This is a genomic window from Paraburkholderia xenovorans LB400 (assembly GCF_000013645.1).
Lineage (GTDB): Bacteria > Pseudomonadota > Gammaproteobacteria > Burkholderiales > Burkholderiaceae > Paraburkholderia > Paraburkholderia xenovorans.
Genome location: NC_007951.1, coordinates 613709 through 631096, shown reverse-complemented (window position 1 = coordinate 631096; position 17388 = coordinate 613709). Strand labels below are relative to the sequence as shown.

19 protein-coding genes are annotated in these 17388 nt (G+C 64.1%); 7 read left to right on the top strand and 12 right to left on the bottom strand.

The window, feature by feature from the left end:
- The first annotated feature begins 20 nt into the window (after positions 1-20).
- Positions 21-1187: an MFS transporter gene (locus tag BXE_RS02790; protein ID WP_011486918.1), complete on the top strand. Its 1167-nt coding sequence runs from the start codon at positions 21-23 to the stop codon at positions 1185-1187.
- Positions 1188-1251: 64 nt separating this feature from the next.
- On the top strand, positions 1252-2412 hold the full coding sequence (locus tag BXE_RS02785; protein ID WP_011486917.1) for an MFS transporter: 1161 nt from the start codon (positions 1252-1254) through the stop codon (positions 2410-2412).
- Positions 2413-2542: 130 nt separating this feature from the next.
- Here BXE_RS02785 and fahA read toward each other — a convergent pair whose 3' ends face one another.
- The 3 genes from fahA to BXE_RS02770 are packed head-to-tail and all read right to left on the bottom strand — an operon-like array spanning position 2543 to position 6595.
- Positions 2543-3853 carry a fumarylacetoacetase gene (fahA, locus tag BXE_RS02780; RefSeq protein ID WP_011486916.1) on the bottom strand — a complete coding sequence of 437 codons (1311 nt, stop codon included), beginning with the start codon at positions 3851-3853 and terminating at the stop codon, positions 2543-2545.
- A complete protein-coding gene (gene hmgA, locus BXE_RS02775; protein WP_011486915.1) occupies positions 3850-5196 on the bottom strand; it encodes a homogentisate 1,2-dioxygenase in 1347 nt (448 codons plus the stop codon). The genes fahA and hmgA overlap by 4 nt, the downstream gene beginning before the upstream one ends.
- Positions 5197-5230: 34 nt before the next feature.
- On the bottom strand, positions 5231-6595 hold the full coding sequence (locus tag BXE_RS02770) for an MFS transporter (protein ID WP_011486914.1): 1365 nt from the start codon (positions 6593-6595) through the stop codon (positions 5231-5233).
- A gap of 350 nt (positions 6596-6945) precedes the next feature.
- Here BXE_RS02770 and BXE_RS02765 point away from each other — a divergent pair, with 350 nt between their 5' ends.
- Positions 6946-7779: an EAL domain-containing protein gene (locus tag BXE_RS02765; RefSeq protein ID WP_038456949.1), complete on the top strand. Its 834-nt coding sequence runs from the start codon at positions 6946-6948 to the stop codon at positions 7777-7779.
- Between the two features lie 48 nt (positions 7780-7827).
- Here the strand turns inward: BXE_RS02765 and BXE_RS02760 are convergent, their stop codons facing one another.
- Positions 7828-8613: an IclR family transcriptional regulator gene (locus tag BXE_RS02760; protein ID WP_038456951.1), complete on the bottom strand. Its 786-nt coding sequence runs from the start codon at positions 8611-8613 to the stop codon at positions 7828-7830.
- 102 nt (positions 8614-8715) lie between these two features.
- Between BXE_RS02760 and BXE_RS02755 the strand changes: the two genes are divergently transcribed.
- Positions 8716-9906 (top strand): acyl-CoA dehydrogenase, encoded by a 1191-nt coding sequence (locus tag BXE_RS02755; RefSeq protein ID WP_011486911.1) that lies wholly within the window; start codon positions 8716-8718, stop codon positions 9904-9906.
- 140 nt (positions 9907-10046) lie between these two features.
- Here BXE_RS02755 and BXE_RS02750 read toward each other — a convergent pair whose 3' ends face one another.
- Complete coding sequence (locus BXE_RS02750; RefSeq protein WP_038456953.1) at positions 10047-10685, bottom strand: peroxiredoxin; 639 nt, start codon at positions 10683-10685, stop codon at positions 10047-10049.
- A 342-nt stretch (positions 10686-11027) separates the two neighbouring features.
- Between BXE_RS02750 and BXE_RS02745 the strand changes: the two genes are divergently transcribed.
- From BXE_RS02745 to BXE_RS02735, 3 genes are all read left to right on the top strand, one after another.
- Complete coding sequence (locus tag BXE_RS02745) at positions 11028-11330, top strand: DUF883 family protein (RefSeq protein WP_011486909.1); 303 nt, start codon at positions 11028-11030, stop codon at positions 11328-11330.
- Between the two features lie 132 nt (positions 11331-11462).
- Positions 11463-11849: a phage holin family protein gene (locus tag BXE_RS02740; RefSeq protein WP_011486908.1), complete on the top strand. Its 387-nt coding sequence runs from the start codon at positions 11463-11465 to the stop codon at positions 11847-11849.
- Between the two features lie 99 nt (positions 11850-11948).
- On the top strand, positions 11949-12428 hold the full coding sequence (locus BXE_RS02735) for a DUF3318 domain-containing protein (protein WP_011486907.1): 480 nt from the start codon (positions 11949-11951) through the stop codon (positions 12426-12428).
- A 103-nt stretch (positions 12429-12531) separates the two neighbouring features.
- Here BXE_RS02735 and BXE_RS02730 read toward each other — a convergent pair whose 3' ends face one another.
- The 7 genes from BXE_RS02730 to glyA form a co-directional block, all read right to left on the bottom strand.
- Complete coding sequence (locus BXE_RS02730) at positions 12532-12996, bottom strand: type IV pilin protein (protein WP_011486906.1); 465 nt, start codon at positions 12994-12996, stop codon at positions 12532-12534.
- Between the two features lie 10 nt (positions 12997-13006).
- Positions 13007-13486 (bottom strand): pilus assembly PilX family protein, encoded by a 480-nt coding sequence (locus BXE_RS02725; protein WP_322787378.1) that lies wholly within the window; start codon positions 13484-13486, stop codon positions 13007-13009.
- A gap of 131 nt (positions 13487-13617) precedes the next feature.
- A complete protein-coding gene (locus BXE_RS02720; protein ID WP_011486904.1) occupies positions 13618-14427 on the bottom strand; it encodes a type IV pillus assembly protein in 810 nt (269 codons plus the stop codon).
- Entirely contained in the window at positions 14424-14870 is a 447-nt protein-coding gene (locus BXE_RS02715; protein ID WP_038458353.1) for a type IV pilus modification PilV family protein, read from the bottom strand. Before BXE_RS02715 ends, BXE_RS02720 begins: the two co-directional genes overlap by 4 nt.
- Positions 14867-15427 carry a GspH/FimT family pseudopilin gene (locus BXE_RS02710; protein ID WP_011486903.1) on the bottom strand — a complete coding sequence of 187 codons (561 nt, stop codon included), beginning with the start codon at positions 15425-15427 and terminating at the stop codon, positions 14867-14869. The genes BXE_RS02715 and BXE_RS02710 overlap by 4 nt, the downstream gene beginning before the upstream one ends.
- 213 nt (positions 15428-15640) lie before the next feature.
- Positions 15641-16123, bottom strand: coding sequence for a transcriptional regulator NrdR (gene nrdR, locus BXE_RS02705; RefSeq protein WP_007179115.1), 483 nt, complete (start codon positions 16121-16123; stop codon positions 15641-15643).
- 6 nt (positions 16124-16129) lie between these two features.
- Complete coding sequence (gene glyA / locus BXE_RS02700; protein ID WP_011486902.1) at positions 16130-17377, bottom strand: serine hydroxymethyltransferase; 1248 nt, start codon at positions 17375-17377, stop codon at positions 16130-16132.
- Positions 17378-17388: the final 11 nt, after the last annotated feature.

Sequence of the window (17388 nt, the reverse complement as noted above, 5' to 3'; positions counted from 1 at the left end):
CCGATTCACGCTTCTTCATCATGCCTTTGCCCCTGCTCGCCCTTGCCGTTGCCGCTTTTGGAATCGGTACCACCGAATTCGTGATCATGGGACTGCTGCCCGACGTGGCGCGCGACCTGGCCGTTTCGATTCCCGCGGCCGGCATGCTGGTGTCGGCGTATGCGCTCGGCGTCACGATCGGCGCGCCGATCGTCGCGATCGCGGTCGCCAACATGCCGCGCAAGAAGGCGCTGATGAGTCTGATCGGCGTGTTTATCGTCGGCAATCTGCTGTGCGCGGTGGCGCCGGGTTATGCGGTGCTGATGGCCGCGCGCATCGTGACGGCGTTCTGCCACGGCGCGTTCTTCGGTATCGGTTCGGTGGTGGCTGCGGGCCTCGTCGCGCCGAACCGCCGCGCGCAAGCCATCGCGTTGATGTTCACGGGCCTCACGCTCGCCAACGTGCTGGGCGTGCCGCTCGGCACCGCGCTCGGCCAGGCGGTGGGCTGGCGCGCCACTTTCTGGGCGGTAACGGGCATCGGTCTCGTCGCGGCGGCCGCGCTCGCCGTGTGCCTGCCGGCGAAGATCGAGATGCAGAAGGCGAGCCTCGTCCACGAATTCAGCGTGCTGAAGAACCCGCAAGTGCTGATGGTGCTCGGCATCAGCGTGCTCGCGTCGGCAAGTCTCTTTTCCACCTTCACGTACATCACGCCGATTCTCGAAGACGTGAGCGGATTCACGCCGCATGCGGTCACCCTCGTGCTGCTGCTGTTCGGGCTCGGCCTGACGGTGGGCAGCACGCTCGGCGGCAAGCTCGCCGACTGGCGGCTGATGCCTTCGCTGGTGGCGTTTCTGCTGGCCATCGTGGTGATTCTGACCATCTTCGCCGGCACCATGCACTCGGAGATCCCGGCGATGATCACGATTTTCGCGTGGGGCGTTCTGGCCTTCGCCATCGTGCCGCCGCTGCAAATGCTGATCGTCGACCGCGCGAGCCATGCGCCGAATCTGGCTTCGACCTTGAACCAGGGCGCCTTCAATCTCGGCAACGCGACGGGCGCGTGGCTGGGCGGCATGGCGATCGGCGCGGGCGCACCGCTCACCACGCTGCCGTGGGTCGGCGTGGCGACCGCGATCGGCGCGCTGGCGCTGACGCTGTGGTCGGTGTCGATCGAGCGGCGCGCGCAGCGGGTCGCCGTGGCGGGCTAGCCGCCAGCATCCATGCGCCCCCCGCGGATGCGCATGACTCGCGGCCGTAGTAGCATCTCGGCCGATGAAAGTTATCCTCACCCGCGATTTCCTCGCGTTGATCCTCAGTGTCGCCGTGGTCGGACTCGGCAGCGGCGCGACACTTCCTCTTACCGCCCTCTCGCTCACACAAGCCGGCTATGGCACCGACGTGGTCGGCCTGCTGACCGCCGCGCAAGCAGGCGGCGGCCTCGCCATCGTGCCGCTCGCCGGCTGGATCGCGGCGCGCTTTGGCGGCCGCCGGGTGATCGTCGGCGCGGTGCTGGTGGTGGCGTTCGCCACCGCGCTGATGCAACTCACTTCGAACCTCTGGCTCTGGGCCGTGTTGCGCGTGCTGTGCGGCGCGGCGCTGATGCTGCTCTTCACGATCGGCGAAGCCTGGGTCAACCAGTTGGCCGACGACGCTTCGCGCGGCCGCGTGATCGCCATCTACGCGACGAACTTCACGCTGTTCCAGATGGCCGGGCCCGTGCTGGTGAGTCAGATCGCCGGCTTCACGCATTGGCGTTTCCTGATGTGCGGCGCGATCTTCCTGCTGGCGCTGCCGATGCTCGCCACGATCCGCGCGACGCCGCAAGCGTCCGGCGACGAGCACGCGGCGCACGGCGGCTGGCGTCATGTTTTGCCGCAGATGCCGGCGCTCGTGATCGGCACCGGGTTCTTCGCGTTGTTCGACACGATCGCGCTCTCGTTGCTGCCGCTCTTCGCGATGTCGCACGGCATTGCGAGCGAGGTGGCCGTGCTGTTCGCGTCGGCTCTGCTGCTCGGCGATACGACGATGCAGTTTCCGATCGGCTGGCTCGCTGATCGGCTGGGGCGCGAGCGCGTGCATATCGGTTGCGGCGTGCTCGTCGTGGCGTTGCTGCCAGTGCTGCCGTGGGCGGTCACCTCGCCGTGGCTTTGCTGGCCGCTGCTCTATGTGCTCGGCGCGGCGGCGGGCGCGATCTACACGCTGTCGCTGGTGGCCTGCGGGGAGCGCTTTCGCGGTGTCGCGCTGGTGTCGGCCAGTTCGCTGGTGGGCGCGTCGTGGAGCGCGGCCAGTTTCGGCGGCCCGCTGGTGGCCGGTGCGCTGATGAAGGGCGTGGGCAACGATGCGGTGGTCGGTGTGCTGCTCGTGGCGGCGGTGGCGTTTCTTGCTGCGGTTTGGTGGGAAAAGCGACGGGCGCCGGTGCGGGTTGGGGGTTGATCGGCAGGTCTTGTCACAGGGCCCCAGCATGGCGATCCGCAAATAGAAAAACAGGAAAGCCACGATAAATGGCTTCCCCGTTTTTTTATCGCGCGCCTTCCGTACACACGCTAACGGCGCGTTGCCAGCGTCACTTCAACGCCGGCAAAATCTCCCCGGCGCACACGCCGAAGCCCACCCGATAACCCTCGCCCTGGCACCAGCCGGCAAGCGTCAACTCGTCGCCGTCTTCGATGAAACTGCGCGTGCCGCCTTCGCGCAACTCCAGCGGCTTCTTGCCGTTCCACGTCAATTCGAGCAGGCTGCCGAAGGAATCCTCCGTCGGCCCGCTGATCGTGCCGGAGCCCATCAGGTCGCCCACGCGCGTGTTGCAGCCCGATACCGTGTGATGCGCGAGTTGCTGCGCCATCGTCCAGTACATGTGTTTGAAGTTGGTCCGCGTGATCGTGCTCGCCTCTTTCGCCTGCTGCGGGCGTAGCGTCACTTCCAGCGTGATGTCGAAAGCATGTTCGCCGTCGTGCCGCAGATAAGCGAGCGGCTGCGGATCTTGCGCGGGCTGCGCGACGCGGAACGGTTCGAGCGCGTCGAGCGTCACGATCCAGGGCGAGATCGTGGTCGCGAAGGTCTTCGCGTTGAACGGCCCGAGCGGCACGTATTCCCACTGCTGGATATCGCGCGCGCTCCAGTCGTTCAGCAGCACCATGCCGAAGATATGCGCTTCGGCATCCGCGCATGTAACCGGCTCGCCCAGGGCATTGCCCGCACCGATCACGAAGCCCGTTTCCAGTTCGATATCCAGCTTGCGGCACGCGCCGAACACCGGACGCTCCTGATCCGGCAGCTTCAGCTGTCCGTTAGGACGACGCACGGGCGTGCCGCTCACCACCACCGACGACGCGCGTCCGTTGTAACCAATCGGCATCTCCGACCAGTTCGGCAGCAGCGCATTCTTCGGATCGCGGAACATGGAGCCGACATTCGTTGCGTGCTCCTTCGACGAATAGAAATCGGTGTAGCCCGGAATCTGCACCGGCAGATGCAATTGCGCGTCGGCCTGACGGATCAGCGCGCGGCCGCGCAGCTCGGCGTCGTCGCGCAGCGTTGCGTCGTCGCGCGACAACAGCCTGCTCAACTGGACACGCACACTGCGCCATGCGTCACGGCCGAGGGCGATGAAATCGTTCAACGCGTCGCGCACGAACACGCTGTCGCCCGCGCCCGTTGACGGCACGCTCAGCAGACCCGCGCTTTCGAGCGCGGCCAGGTCGACGATGCTGTCGCCGATCGCCACGCCCACGCGGCGCGTCGCATTCAGCCCGTCGCTGAAAATGCCGAACGGCAGATTCTGAATCGAAAAATCGCCGGTCGGATTGTTGGCCGACTCGACCCAGCTTTTGCGCGACGGATCGAGCGTCGCCTGAAGATCGCTCGATGCGTTCATCGTTGCTCCGGATTGAAATGTTTCTTGAGGCCTTGCCAGCACTCGTAGTAATGCGCCTGCAATTGCGCGGTTTCGAGCGCGAAACGGGTCGGCTTGATCAGCGTGCGCGTCTCGAACATAAAGGCCATCGTGTCGCCGACTTTCGCCGGCTTCGACGTATCGATATGCGAAGCCTTTTCGAACGTGTCCGCATCCGGGCCGTGACCCGACATGCAGTTATGCAGACTCCCTCCGCCCGGCACGAAGCCCTCGGCCTTCGCGTCGTACACGCCGTGCACGAGGCCCATGAACTCGCTCGCGACGTTGCGATGGAACCAGGGTGGCCGGAACGTATCTTCGGCCGCCAGCCAGCGCGGCGGGAAGATCACGAAGTCGATCGCATCGACGCCCGGCGTATCGCTTTGCGATTGCAGCACCAGAAAAATCGACGGGTCCGGATGGTCGAAGCTGATCGAGCCGATCGTGTTGAAGCGGCGCAGGTCGTATTTGTATGGGGCATAGTTGCCGTGCCACGCCACCACGTCGAGCGGCGAATGGCCGATATCCGCGCGCCACAGGTTGCCGTTCAGCTTGGCGACGAGTTCGAAGTCGCCCTCACGATCCTCGTAGGCCGCATGCGGCGTGAGGAAATCGCGCGGATTGGCGAGCCCATTCGAGCCGATCGGTCCGAGGTCCGGCAAACGCAGCAACGCCCCGAAATTCTCGCAGATGTAGCCGCGCGCCGCGCCGTCCGGCAGGCTCACCGCGAAGCGTACGCCGCGCGGAATCACCACGATCTCGAACGGTTCGACTTCGAGCCGGCCCATTTCGGTGGCAATGTCGAGACGCCCTTCCTGCGGCACGATCAGCAATTCGCCGTCGGCGCTATAGAAGAAGCGGTCTTGCATCGAGCGGTTCGCCGCGTACAGGTGAATCGCGCAACCGCTCATCGATTCCGCCGCGCCGTTGCCCGCCATCGTCACCCAGCCGTCGATGAAATCGGTCGGCTCGGCCGGCATCGGCAGCGGGTCCCAGCGCAACTGGTTCGGCGGTGTGGGCGGCACCTCGGCGAAGTTGGCGACGAGCCGCTCCGAGGGCAGCGGCGTGAACGGCTTGTGCACCGCCGCCGGACGAATCCGGTACAGCCACGAACGGCGATTGTGGGCGCGCGGCGCAGTAAACGCCGTGCCCGACACCTGTTCGGCGTACAGACCATAGGCCACGCGTTGCGGCGAGTTGCGGCCTTCCGGCAACGCGCCCGGCAACGCCTCTGTCGCGAATTCGTTCGCGAAACCCGACTGATAGCCGGGCTCGATCTCGAGCCGCGAACTGACAGTGTTCGGCGTACGTGTTTGGGTATCCATGCAAGGTTCTCCGTTGATACTCGATCTCGTCATCTCAGGCGGTGCGCGGCTCGGACGGCCGGCCGCGCTGGCGCGTCGCGGCGGCCAGTCCGATCACCAGCAGCGCGGAGCACAGCACCGGCACCGCCGCCGCATGAAACAGCGAAGCATTCGACCAGTTGAGCGCGATCAGCTGACCGCCGATCAGCGGTCCGATCACCGAACCGATCCGGCCGATGCCAAGGCTCCAGCCAATCCCCGTCGAGCGCAGCGCGGTTGGATAAAAATGGCCGGCCAGCGCGTTGACCGCCGGCTGTCCGCCGACCACGCAGAAGCCGCCCGCGAATACGACGATCAGCAGCCACGGCAGCATATGCGCCACCGTGCCGATCGTGCTGACTGCCAGCGCCGCGCCCGCGAAGCACACGAACAGCACGCGCACAAAGCCAAACCGTTCGATGAACCAGCCGAGCAGCAAGGTGCCGACCACGCCGCCCGTCTGTAGCACCGTGCCGACGAGCACGGCGGTGCTCGGCGAATAGCCGGCGTCGCGCATCACGGTGGGCAGCCAGTTCGACAGGAAGTACAGATCGATCAGGTTCATGAAACTGATCGCCCACAGAATCAACGTCACCGGGCCACGGCCGGCGCGGAACAGTTCGGCCACCGGCGCGCCGTCATTGCCCTTTTCACGCACGACGAGACGCGTGTTCGCGTCGATCGGCAGCATTGGGTTGAACTTCGCGAGCCAGCGCAACGCGCGCTCGTTGTGGCCTTTGAGAACCAGGAATTGCAGCGACTCCGGCAGCGCGACGAGCATCGCCAGCGCCAGCAGCAACGGCGCCGCACCGCCGACCCAGAAAACCGAGCGCCAGCCATAGGCCGGAATCAGCGCGGCGCTGATAAAGCCGCCGAGCGCCGCGCCCAGCGTAAAGCCGCACGACACCAGCATCATGCGCTTGACGCGATGCACAGGCGTCGAGAATTCGCCGACCAGCGCCATCGCGTTCGGCATGATGCAGCCGAGCCCGAGACCGGTGACGAAGCGCAGCGCGATCAAGGCGGGGATCGTCGTGACGAAAGGCGTGGTAAGCATTGCCAGCGCGAAGAAGAACGTGGAGCCGATCAGCACCGGCCGGCGGCCCACGCGGTCAGCCAGCACCGACAGCCCGAGCGCGCCGAGCAGCATGCCGAACAGACTGGCGCTGAACACCGGACCGAGCGCGGCTTTCGAGACGTGCCATTCGCCGATCACGCTCGGCGCGACGTAGCCCATAGCCTGTGCGTCGAACCCGTCGATCACGAGGCACAGCCCGCATAGCACGAGCAGCATCAACTGGAATGCCGGGTGATGCGTTTCGGCGAGCACGCGCTCGACTTCGATCACATTGGTGGCGGCCGCGGCCGGTTTCGCGCTCATTGGGTCGTCCCCTCCTGCTGACTGGATTGTTGAGTGGCGTGCGGCCCGAACGCCCGGAGAACCCCGGAGGTCGGCGCATGCGGTGCGCACGGTGCATGCGGCACCCACACTTTCCCGCGACCGCAGCCGCGCCACAATTTACGTATGGTAAAACTAATTACGCATAGTGAAATTAACGTATACCCTGAAAACCCGTCTCAAAACCGCGGGACCGCCCGTAGATACAAGGGGCGGGCGGATAACGTTATGAGCAATTTGTTCATGTGAGCGCGGTGCGGACTGCTACCATCATTGGATGCGGCAATCGATCGGGTTGCCGAACGCCTCTCTACCGCCATCTACACGTCTACATGATTCCGCCGACCATCCCCGACCTCATTACCCGCGCCGCCGATCATCCGTTTCTCGGCGCGCATCTGATGATGGGGCACGGCTTGCATCACGACGTCGCGCTGGCGCAGTTCAACGGCCTCGAACTGGCCAGCGGTTATGAGCCGATCTTCGATATCAGCGTGCATGCGCTCGCGCAGTCGCTCTCGTCGGGGGTCGAAGGTGTGGACCGTTTCGGCGACGAACTCGGCTTTCAGGCCGTCACGCACCGGCTCGACGCCGCGCCGTCCGACGTGTTCGATCCGTTCGACCGGATCGCCGACGATCGGGATCTCGTCGCGCTCGACCGCATGTCACGCGCGCTGCACGCCATCAATTTCTTCGGCGCGCAGCGGCATGGGCTGCTCTTTCTGCGTGTGCACGAGCGGCTGCTCAAGAGTGTGAAATACGACCACGGCCGGCATTTTTCGACCGTGCTGGTGTCGTTCGGATTGAACCCGTCGCGGGTGGTGATCGAGTTGCCGGCGGCGGCGGTCGCGCACAAGACCTTTCTCGGCTATCTGACCAAGAGCTATCAGCACTATGGCTTCAAGGTGGCCGGCAACCTCTCCAACGCGGGGCAGATTCTGTCGGTCTCGGAAACCGCGCGGCTCGACTTCCTCAAGATGGATGCGGGCACCGCTTTGCGCGACGCGACGGTCAAACCGCTGGTCGGTTACGCCGGCCGCCTGCGGATTCCGTTGATCTTCAATCGTGTAGTGGATGAAGCGCAGTTCGAGGCTTTGCAGCAGTACGACGTGCGCTTCGTGCAAGGGCCGCTGTTCAACGCGCATTATCACGACCGGGCGGTTTGAGGCACGTGGATTGAGCCCGGCGAAGCGGCCGCTCGCGCCGCCGCCGCTTCAGCCCGTATCGCCTAACCGCCGCGCAAGCGCCATCAGCCGCGGCGCGACGTTGTCACGGAACACCTCTTCGCCCATCGATGAAGCCGGCCCGCTGCAACTCAGCACCAGCCAGCGACCTTCACGCGGCTCGCGAAACGGCACCGCGACCGCATTGACGTCGTCGTGCCACGCCCGGAACGAATAGCAGCAGCGCTGCGCGGCGAACGCGGCGATCTCTTTCTCCGCGTCGGCGACCAGCGCGTCGCCTTCGTTGCCCGCCGCCTTGCGCAGTTCCGCCAGCAACGCGGCGCGCACGTCGAGCGGTTGCACGGCGAGATAGGCGCGCCCCATCGAACTGGTCAGCATCGACAGTCTGGAACCCGATGCCAGCCCGAGCGTCAGCGCGGTTTCACTGCGGATCGTCTCCAGATAGATCATGTCGAGCCCGTCGCGGCAACCGAGCGAGACCGCCGCGCCCACCTCGCGCGCGAACGTGCGCATATGCGGGCGTGCCAGTTCGAGCGTGTCCGTGCCCGAGAGCAGCGCGAATCCGAGCGACAGCACGCCGGCGTCGAGCGCATATTTACCCAGGGATTCGTCCAACCGCAGATAGCCGAGCACGGTCAGCGTGTAGGCAAGACGGTTGACCGTGGCCTTCGGCAAGCCCGTGCGCTCGACGAAATCGCGGTTGCCGAGCATGGTTTCGCCCGGTTTGAACGCGCGCAGCAAATCCAGCCCGCGTGCAAGGGCGACAACGAATTTGCGCTCGTCGAGCGGTTCAGAGAGAGTGGATGCAGGCGTCATGGGGTGGTACACTCGGACGTGTTTGCAAAACATTGTTTCGCATAGCGGAACTTAAGTCAAGCTCACGCACGTTTCGTCAAGCAAGAAATCAGGAGATAAGTCATGGCCGAGGCCGCGCAGTTTCACTGGGAAGACCCGTTGCTGCTGGATCAGCAACTCACCGAAGACGAACGCATGGTGCGCGACGCCGCCGCGGCTTACGCGCAGGACAAGCTCCAGCCGCGCGTGCTCGAAGCATTCCGTCACGAGAAGACCGACATCGAGATCTTTCGCGAGATGGGCGAGCTCGGGCTGCTCGGCCCGACCATTCCCGAACAATACGGTGGTCCCGGCCTGAACTACGTCGCTTACGGCCTGATTGCGCGCGAGGTGGAGCGCGTCGATTCCGGCTACCGGTCGATGATGTCAGTGCAGTCGTCGCTCGTCATGGTGCCGATCCACGCATTCGGCTCCGAAGCGCAAAAGCAGAAATACCTGCCGAAGCTCGCCACCGGCGAGTGGATCGGCTGCTTCGGCCTGACCGAGCCGAACCACGGCTCCGATCCGGGCAGCATGGTCACGCGGGCCAAAAAGGTCGACGGCGGCTATTCGCTGTCGGGCTCGAAAATGTGGATCACCAACTCGCCGATCGCCGACGTGTTCGTGGTGTGGGCAAAGCTCGAAGAAAACGGCAAGGACGCGATTCGCGGCTTCATTCTGGAGAAGGGCTGGAGAGGGCTGTCGGCGCCGACCATCCACAGCAAGGTGGGTTTGCGCGCCTCGATCACCGGTGAGATCGTGCTCGACGAAGTGTTCGTGCCGGAAGAGAACCGTTTCCCGGAAGTCAGCGGTTTGCGCGGTCCGTTCACCTGTCTGAACTCGGCGCGCTACGGCATTGCCTGGGGCGCGCTCGGCGCGGCCGAAGCATGCTGGCACACCGCGCGCCAGTACGTGCTGGATCGCAAGCAGTTCGGCCGGCCGCTCGCCGCGAACCAGCTGATCCAGAAGAAGCTCGCCGACATGCAGACCGAGATCACGCTCGGACTGCAAGGCGTGCTGCGTCTCGGCCGCATGAAGGACGAAGGCACCGCGGCTGTCGAGATCACCTCGATCATGAAGCGCAATTCATGCGGCAAGGCGCTGGATATTGCGCGGCTTGCACGCGACATGCTCGGCGGCAACGGCATCTCGGACGAGTTCGGCGTCGCGCGGCATCTGGTGAATCTGGAAGTGGTGAACACCTATGAAGGCACGCACGACATTCACGCGCTGATTCTGGGGCGCGCACAAACAGGTATTCAGGCTTTCTTCTGAACGCTGGGATACGCTGATTCCGCCGGCCGTGGCGGGTTTGCGCAGTACGAAAAAAAGCCAGTCCACTTGCGGACTGGCTTTTCTGTTTTCCTTCGACGCGGCGACGCAGCTATCGGCGCGCTTCGTGGTTCATCGAACGCTTATTTGTTCGGCTGCGGCGTCATGCGCAGATACGGACGCAGCGCCTTATAGCCCTTCGGGAATTTCTGCTTGATGATTTCCTCGTCCTTCAGCGACGGAACGATCACCACGTCATCGCCCTGCTTCCAGTTGCCCGGCGTGGCAACCGAGTGACTGTCGGTCAGCTGCAGCGAATCGATCACACGCAGCACTTCGTCGAAGTTACGGCCCGTGCTGGCCGGATAGGTGATGATGAGACGCACCTTCTTCTTCGGGTCGATCACGAACAGCGAGCGCACGGTCAGCGTTTCGTTCGCATTCGGGTGGATCATGTCGTACAGCTCGGAAACCTTGCGGTCGCCGTCCGCGAGAATCGGGAAGCCGACATTGGCGGCCTGAGTCTCGTTAATGTCTTTAATCCACTCCTTGTGCGACTCGGCGCTGTCCACCGACAACGCAATCGTCTTCACGTTGCGCTTCTCGAATTCGCTGGCCAGCTTCGCGGTCAGGCCGAGTTCGGTGGTGCAGACAGGCGTGAAGTCAGCGGGATGCGAAAACAGCACGCCCCAGCTATCGCCCAGCCACTCGTGGAATCTGATCGGGCCGACACTCGACTGCTGTTCGAAATCCGGCGCGATATCGCCAAGACGTAGACTCATCATGCATCTCCTGAAGGTTTGGACATTGCCGCGCGAGCATTCACCCACGGCGCTCTGCAAAGATAAAGCATACGGGAGCGACGGTATATGACGAACGAACATCGCGTCACTACTTTATGCGTTTTTGTAATTTTCACTGATTTAGTGGAAACTTTGCGGGCCAGATCAACTCCATCTCAGGCAAACTTTGCCTCACACAGTGCGGGCGGCGGAGTTTTTTGTGGCTATGCTTCAACCGGGAACGGTTCGTGCGAAGTTGTGAACCAACCGAGCCCTGCGCTCGCCAGCGGCCGTTTCTTTGGTTACGATTCACGCGTGGCGTGAGACGAAGGGGAGCTGTCAATGTCGGAAATCAACAAGGAGAGATTGATGTCGGATATCAAAACCGTCCTCGCGGACGCTGAAGATCTGCTGAAACAGGCCGCGAGCGCCACCGGCGAGCGCGCTTCGGAACTTCGTGAAACAGCGCTGACGCGCCTGAAACAGGCCAGGGAAAAGGCGGCTGACGTTCAGGTCGTCGTGGTCGAAAAAGGCAAGAAAGCGGCCCGCGCTACCGACGATTACGTGCACGAGCATCCGTGGGCATCCATCGGCATTGCAGCGGGCGCCGGTGTGCTGCTTGGATTGTTGATCAACCGCAAGTAAAGCTGGCCAAGGCGCCGGGCGTAACCCGCCCGGCCCACCAGCGAATCGGGTTGACCGGCGCAGGTTTGGCCGGTCCGCTTTTCCTGGCGCGCGCGCGCGCCGTTCAGGCCTTCACGCGCAACGCCCACAGCCATGACGATCGACACACAATCGCAGCGCGGAGAACATAGTCCCTTGCGCCGCATAATCGGTTCCGTGTTTGCCATTCTGCAGACGCGGCTGGAACTGGTCGGCATTGAACTCGCCGAAGAAAAAGACCGTCTGCTCGGCGTGCTGTTCCTTGGCCTCGCGGCCATGATGCTCGCCACGATGGCCTTGATCGCGCTGACAGCACTGATCGCCATTGCATTCTGGGACACCTACCGCTGGCAAGCGCTCGCCGGCATCACCGCGGTCTATGCGATCGCGGGATTAGCCTGTGCGCTGAAAGCGCGCAGCGGCTTGCGCAACGCGCCAATGGTGTTCGAAGCGACCATTGCCGAGTTCGAAAAAGACCGCGACGTGTTCCGCAAACCGTGACCCGGCAGACGCAACGGCGTGCCCTGCGTCTGCCCTTGAGAATCTCGCGCGATTTGCAGCGCCGTTCTACCGTCCCACCTTCACTGCCGCCGACACGCCATGAGCCAGATCCACTCCGATACCGCATTCCGTAACAAACGCCACCAGGCCAAAGACCTGAGCGCACCTCATTTGCGAGCGCTGCGCAAGGAACTGCTGCTGGTGCGCGCGGACGTCGAGCGTATGGAACTCGCGCAGGCGACCATCGAATTGCGGCAAGCGGTTACCCACTTCAGCTGGCTCAAGTTCATTCTGCCGGGCTTCGGCGGCATGCAAGTCGGCAAGGGCCCGAAGGCGGGCTTTATCAACGCGGGGACCATCGGTGCCCTGCTCAAACAGTATCCGATCGTCAGTTCTATCGCTTCGCTCATCCTCGCCAAGCCGCTGCGCGCAACGGTCGCAGCCGGCGCCAAACCGCTGCTCAAGTGGGGCAGCCTCGGCCTTGCCGGGTGGGAAGCGTATCGGATCTGGCAACAGATGAAGCAGGAATCTGCTGCGTCGTCTGACAACAGGCCGGACTCGACGGATAGCGGCTATTGAGGTTTGATGGGGGGTGCCGTTGCGGGGTGCCGTTGCGGGGTGCCGTTGCGGGGTGCCGTTGCGGGGTGCCGTTGCGGGCTACGGTTTGTGGCCTGCCGGTTCGCTAGGTTGTATTCCAGCAATCGCCGCTGGCAGGAGTCGATGCGTTCGACCCACTGTTTGCTCGGCCGCCGGTCTCACCGCTTGTCCGGCTTCTGTTGCCACGTAATCCTGTTGCATCGAGCGTGAAAATGCCGCAGGGGTCGTCGCGCATCGGGCCGGATTCACTCGGCGCTGCCTCTATCGCGTAGCCACCGTTGGCGTCGTCCGCGGGCAGCGCGTGCAGGCGATAGACAGGCGTGCCGAATTGCGGCGCCTGATCGAGGCCCGGTGGCAATGCCGGAACGCTGTCGCTCGTTGCTCCCTCGACGAATTGGGCTGCGCGATAGAGCGCGGATGCCGCATCGATTCGATGCGTTCGCGCGACATGGCTGCGGTACGAAGGCACGGCGAACACGGCCAGCGCGGCAGCGATTGCCAGCGTGATCATCAATTCGAGCAACGTGAAAGCGGATGTATGCGGCTTCATGGCGCCTCCGTCAAAAAGGCCTGCTGGCAACGTGGCGCCAATGACGTTCAATTTTGTCTCCGTCTATCACCAACTCGATCTGCAACCACACCTGAGACTCCCTCGTTCGGCCGAAGCCGCGCGACGTCAATAAGTACGCTCGAGCATCGGCGCGACTGGCAAGACGCCAGGCCTCAATCAGGCACTGAGGCGGCCGCAGCGATCCGGGCCATTGCGCCACGGGCAAGATGGCGCCAGCTTCGAACGCGGCTTCGAGTTTCCATTGGGTCGGCTCGCCGGATGCGATCGGCGGCGGCGCCGAGGTCTGGACGGCTGCCGCCGCGATAGCATTGCGGACGCACAAAGTCAGCGCCGAATCCGCGGCATGAAAAGCCTGCAGGTACTCGCGAACGTTGATAGCGCCACGCGCGGCCGCCAGCGAGGTCTCGAACCAGGCAGCGGAAGTGGCCAGCATCATCGTTGAAATCAACAGGACGATCGGAAGGACCACACCGAGTTGCCGGGCGCGTGAACCGTTGCACCCGGTTCGTCTTGCGCGTGCAAAGCTTGCGGCGTGATCGCGGCGTAGAGCGCACTGTCCGTCTCGGTCTGCGCGGCGCTGCCGTTCGATGCGTCGTTTCGTCACTTCGAATCCTCCGTGTGGTTGCGTAGCGCCACACGCCGCGAGAATGCCTGGCGCGGCCGTGAATCGGCGGCGAGAGCGCTCACGCCGTCGCAATCGACATAGCGCGAGCGCTGGCCCTGCGGCGCGCCACGCACGAGCACACAGAGATCGACGGCGACGACCTTCGCCCATTGATCGGCCATCACCGCCGACGCGTCGATTGCCGCCGGCGCGCCGGCCAGCCAGTACCTGATCCGCACGCGCTCGACACCTTCCACAAGCGGCTGCGCGGACCCCGTCTTGCCGTTGCCCTCGCAGTAAAGCTCCGGCTCACCGGTCGAAGCACTGACTCTGGCGAAAAACCGGTTGACGACCGGCACGCCCCTGTCGCCGAGCGCCGCGCCGCCGCCGGTCACGGCCTGGCCGAGGCAGTCCGTTGTTTGCCCACTGGCGGATGGCCAGGTGGAGACGTTGTCACCGACATAGCGGACCGCGACACCGTCCGAATGACTGGGCAAGTTCTCGCAGGCGAGACTATCGTCGGCGCCGGTCGGCCGGCCGCCCGAGCAACCGAACAGCGGTGCGGGACTGTTGTACCGTGAGACGTCTGCGGGTACGAAGCCGGCCATTTGCAATGGCTGGCCAATCAGCGTCAGCGCGATCAGCCCGGCTTCGCGGATCCGCATCGCATCGCTCGCGTGTTCGAATGCGCTCCGCTGCGTCGTATAGAGCGAGACGGCCCCCGCCGTCACCAGCAGCCCAAGCGCCATTGCGATCGCGAATTCGACCAGCGTGTGACCGCATGCAGGATTCGAGCGCCGCATCATCTTGCAAACGCCAGCGCTACGCATGAGGAGCCCGCAGGAAGATCCGCTCCGCCGCAGGGCGCGGGTTTGTCGATCACGTCGTCGGAATACGGCATGTCGCGCAACGCCGCCCATGTGACCCGCGCAGCGGACACGCCGTCGTTGTCACGCACCGAGGCTTCGCCGTGCGGCAAAACCAGCGCTGCCCGCGCGCTCCATTGCCGGATTGCGGAATCGCCCGCGGAGGGCACGCACATCGCCTCCGCAACGGAATCGGCTATCCACGCGGCGTGTTCGCGCATGGCCATCGCGCGGGCTTCGCGCGCCGTCCATAATTGACCGGCGATCAGCCCCAACGCCGTGACGGCCATTAACGCGACAGCCAGCATGACCTCGATTAATGAACTGCCGCGACATTTCGATTCGCAGCGGCGCGAGTATGGGTTCTGCAAAGACCGGCTCATGATGCCGCTCCGCATGCGCCCTCGGTGATCCGCGCGCGACCGCCCGCTGCGATACGAATGCAGCGACGCCACCTGGCTCCTTGCGTAGCTCTCGATGGCGCGCGCGGCGCAATATCGAAACTGCGGAAGGTGCCGATCAATTGTCCCGCCGGCGGCGTGAACGTGAGGTTGGTCTGCGTGCCGGCAATGCTCACGGCAGCAAGCAGCGGCTGCGCACGCAATAGCGATAACGCGCCGCCTCGTTCGGCCAGAACCGCCCAGCCACAGGACCAGTCAGCGATACCATTGCCGCACGGCTGTCCCGCCGCGAGACAATGCCGCGCCCCGTCGGTCCGGCACACAGTGACGCGCGCGCCCTGCCGTAGCGCTTCACTGCGCGCATAAGCGAGCGTCGCGACAAGCGCCTTCGCACGGGCGTCGACCTGATCGCGCACGTACCACGCTACGAACGACGGCGTGCTCATCACGGCGATCACCGCCAGCAGCGCGACGACGGCCAGCGTTTCGACAAGCGTGAAGCCGCGGCACCGCGGCCAACCGACTGCATTCCATTTCATCTGCACCCCTGATCGATTCGAAGAATGCAGCCAATCTAGCGACTTGCAACGCGCTCAACAATCGGCCGAATGGCCAGGTGGCGCTCAGACGCTATCCCGCGCAAAAATGCACGCGACGACCATAACGGCGGGGAGATGTGGATGCGCGAAAAAACTACGCAGGGAAAAACGGCTGCCCGAACGCAACGCCAGATGCGTCAGATGCGACTGCGTTCAGCGTTTGCGGGAAGGCTTGGGAGGAGAAGAGGCGCGGCGAAATTCTTCGATCACGTCTTCGAATTCGGAGACGTCTTCGAAGCGCCGGTAAACGGAAGCGAAACGAACGTAGGCAATGGTGTCGAGCGCACGCAACTCGTTCATCACGAGTTCGCCGAGGCGCTCACTGCGCACTTCGCGCTCGCCGCTACCGAGCAACTGATACTCGATGCGGGCAACCGCCGCTTCGATCGCGTCTGCCGCCACCGGGCGCTTGCGCAGCGCCAGTTGCATGCTCGCGACGATCTTGCGGCGGTCGAATTCCGTGCGGCTGCCATCCTTCTTGACGACCGACGGCAACGCCAGCTCGACCCGCTCATACGTCGTGAAACGTTTGTCGCAGGCCGGGCAGCGGCGGCGCCGGCGAATCGTTGCGCCGTCTTCGGATACGCGCGAGTCGACAACCTGCGTATCGGCGTGACGGCAGAAGGGGCAGTGCATGGCGGCTTAACGGTAAACCGGGAAGCGCTGGGTCAGCTCGGCGACCTGCGCGCGCACACGTTCGATCGTGGCGGCGTCTTCCGGGTTGTCCAGCACGTCGGCGATCAGGTTACCCACCTGCTCGGCTTCCTTGACGCCGAAGCCGCGCGTGGTCATGGCCGGCGAGCCGAGACGCACGCCGCTCGTCACGAACGGCTTTTCCGGATCGTTCGGAATCGCGTTCTTGTTGACCGTGATGTGAGCCGTGCCCAGCGCTGCTTCCGCAGCCTTGCCGGTAATCTTCTTTGCACGCAGGTCGACGAGCATCACATGGCTTTCAGTGCGGCCCGACACGATGCGCAGACCGCGCTTGACCAGCGTTTCCGCCAGCACACGCGCGTTTTCGACGACCTGCTGCTGATACGCCTTGAACTCCGGCGAGAGCGCTTCCTTGAACGCGACGGCCTTGCCGGCGATCACGTGCATCAACGGTCCACCTTGAATGCCCGGGAAGATGGCCGAGTTGATCTGCTTTTCGAACTCCGCCTTCATCAGGATCACGCCGCCGCGCGGGCCGCGCAGGCTCTTGTGCGTGGTGGTGGTGACGAAATCGGCGTGCGGCACCGGATTCGGATAGACGCCCGCGGCGATCAGACCGGCGTAATGCGCCATGTCGACCATGAAATACGCGCCGACCGACCTGGCGATCTTCGACATGCGTTCGAAATCGATACGCAGCGAGAACGCGGAGGCGCCCGCCACGATCAGCTTCGGCTTGTGTTCCTGAGCGAGCTTCTCCGCGGCTTCGTAGTCGATGTCTTCGGCTTCGTTCAGGCCGTAGCTCACCACGTTGAACCACTTGCCCGACATGTTGACCGGCGAACCGTGAGTCAGGTGGCCTCCGTGCGCGAGGCTCATGCCCATGATCGTATCGCCCGGCTTGAGCACGGCGAAGAACACGCCCTGGTTGGCCTGCGAGCCGGAGTTCGGCTGCACGTTGGCGGCTTCGGCGCCGAACAGTTGCTTCACACGGTCGATCGCCAGCTGCTCGGCGATGTCCACGTACTCGCAACCGCCGTAATAGCGCTTGCCCGGATACCCTTCGGCGTACTTGTTCGTGAGTTGCGAGCCTTGCGCAGCCATGACAGCCGGGCTCGTGTAGTTTTCCGACGCGATCAGTTCGATGTGCTCTTCCTGACGGCGGTTTTCCTGCTCGATGACCTTCCAGAGTTCAGGATCGACGTTGGCGATGGTGCTTTGGGCTCTGTCAAACATACGGATTCCGT

Bases quoted from the DNA above. Each gene is read 5' to 3' on its own strand.
- BXE_RS02790 (WP_011486918.1), top strand. From the start codon at position 21: ATGCCTTTGCCCCTGCTCGCCCTTGCCGTTGCCGCTTTTGGAATCGGT.
- BXE_RS02785 (WP_011486917.1), top strand. From the start codon at position 1,252: ATGAAAGTTATCCTCACCCGCGATTTCCTCGCGTTGATCCTCAGTGTC.
- fahA (WP_011486916.1), bottom strand. From the start codon at position 3,853: ATGAACGCATCGAGCGATCTTCAGGCGACGCTCGATCCGTCGCGCAAA.
- hmgA (WP_011486915.1), bottom strand. From the start codon at position 5,196: ATGGATACCCAAACACGTACGCCGAACACTGTCAGTTCGCGGCTCGAG.
- BXE_RS02770 (WP_011486914.1), bottom strand. From the start codon at position 6,595: ATGAGCGCGAAACCGGCCGCGGCCGCCACCAATGTGATCGAAGTCGAG.
- BXE_RS02765 (WP_038456949.1), top strand. From the start codon at position 6,946: ATGATTCCGCCGACCATCCCCGACCTCATTACCCGCGCCGCCGATCAT.
- BXE_RS02760 (WP_038456951.1), bottom strand. From the start codon at position 8,613: ATGACGCCTGCATCCACTCTCTCTGAACCGCTCGACGAGCGCAAATTC.
- BXE_RS02755 (WP_011486911.1), top strand. From the start codon at position 8,716: ATGGCCGAGGCCGCGCAGTTTCACTGGGAAGACCCGTTGCTGCTGGAT.
- BXE_RS02750 (WP_038456953.1), bottom strand. From the start codon at position 10,685: ATGAGTCTACGTCTTGGCGATATCGCGCCGGATTTCGAACAGCAGTCG.
- BXE_RS02745 (WP_011486909.1), top strand. From the start codon at position 11,028: ATGTCGGAAATCAACAAGGAGAGATTGATGTCGGATATCAAAACCGTC.
- BXE_RS02740 (WP_011486908.1), top strand. From the start codon at position 11,463: ATGACGATCGACACACAATCGCAGCGCGGAGAACATAGTCCCTTGCGC.
- BXE_RS02735 (WP_011486907.1), top strand. From the start codon at position 11,949: ATGAGCCAGATCCACTCCGATACCGCATTCCGTAACAAACGCCACCAG.
- BXE_RS02730 (WP_011486906.1), bottom strand. From the start codon at position 12,996: ATGAAGCCGCATACATCCGCTTTCACGTTGCTCGAATTGATGATCACG.
- BXE_RS02720 (WP_011486904.1), bottom strand. From the start codon at position 14,427: ATGATGCGGCGCTCGAATCCTGCATGCGGTCACACGCTGGTCGAATTC.
- BXE_RS02715 (WP_038458353.1), bottom strand. From the start codon at position 14,870: ATGAGCCGGTCTTTGCAGAACCCATACTCGCGCCGCTGCGAATCGAAA.
- BXE_RS02710 (WP_011486903.1), bottom strand. From the start codon at position 15,427: ATGAAATGGAATGCAGTCGGTTGGCCGCGGTGCCGCGGCTTCACGCTT.
- nrdR (WP_007179115.1), bottom strand. From the start codon at position 16,123: ATGCACTGCCCCTTCTGCCGTCACGCCGATACGCAGGTTGTCGACTCG.
- glyA (WP_011486902.1), bottom strand. From the start codon at position 17,377: ATGTTTGACAGAGCCCAAAGCACCATCGCCAACGTCGATCCTGAACTC.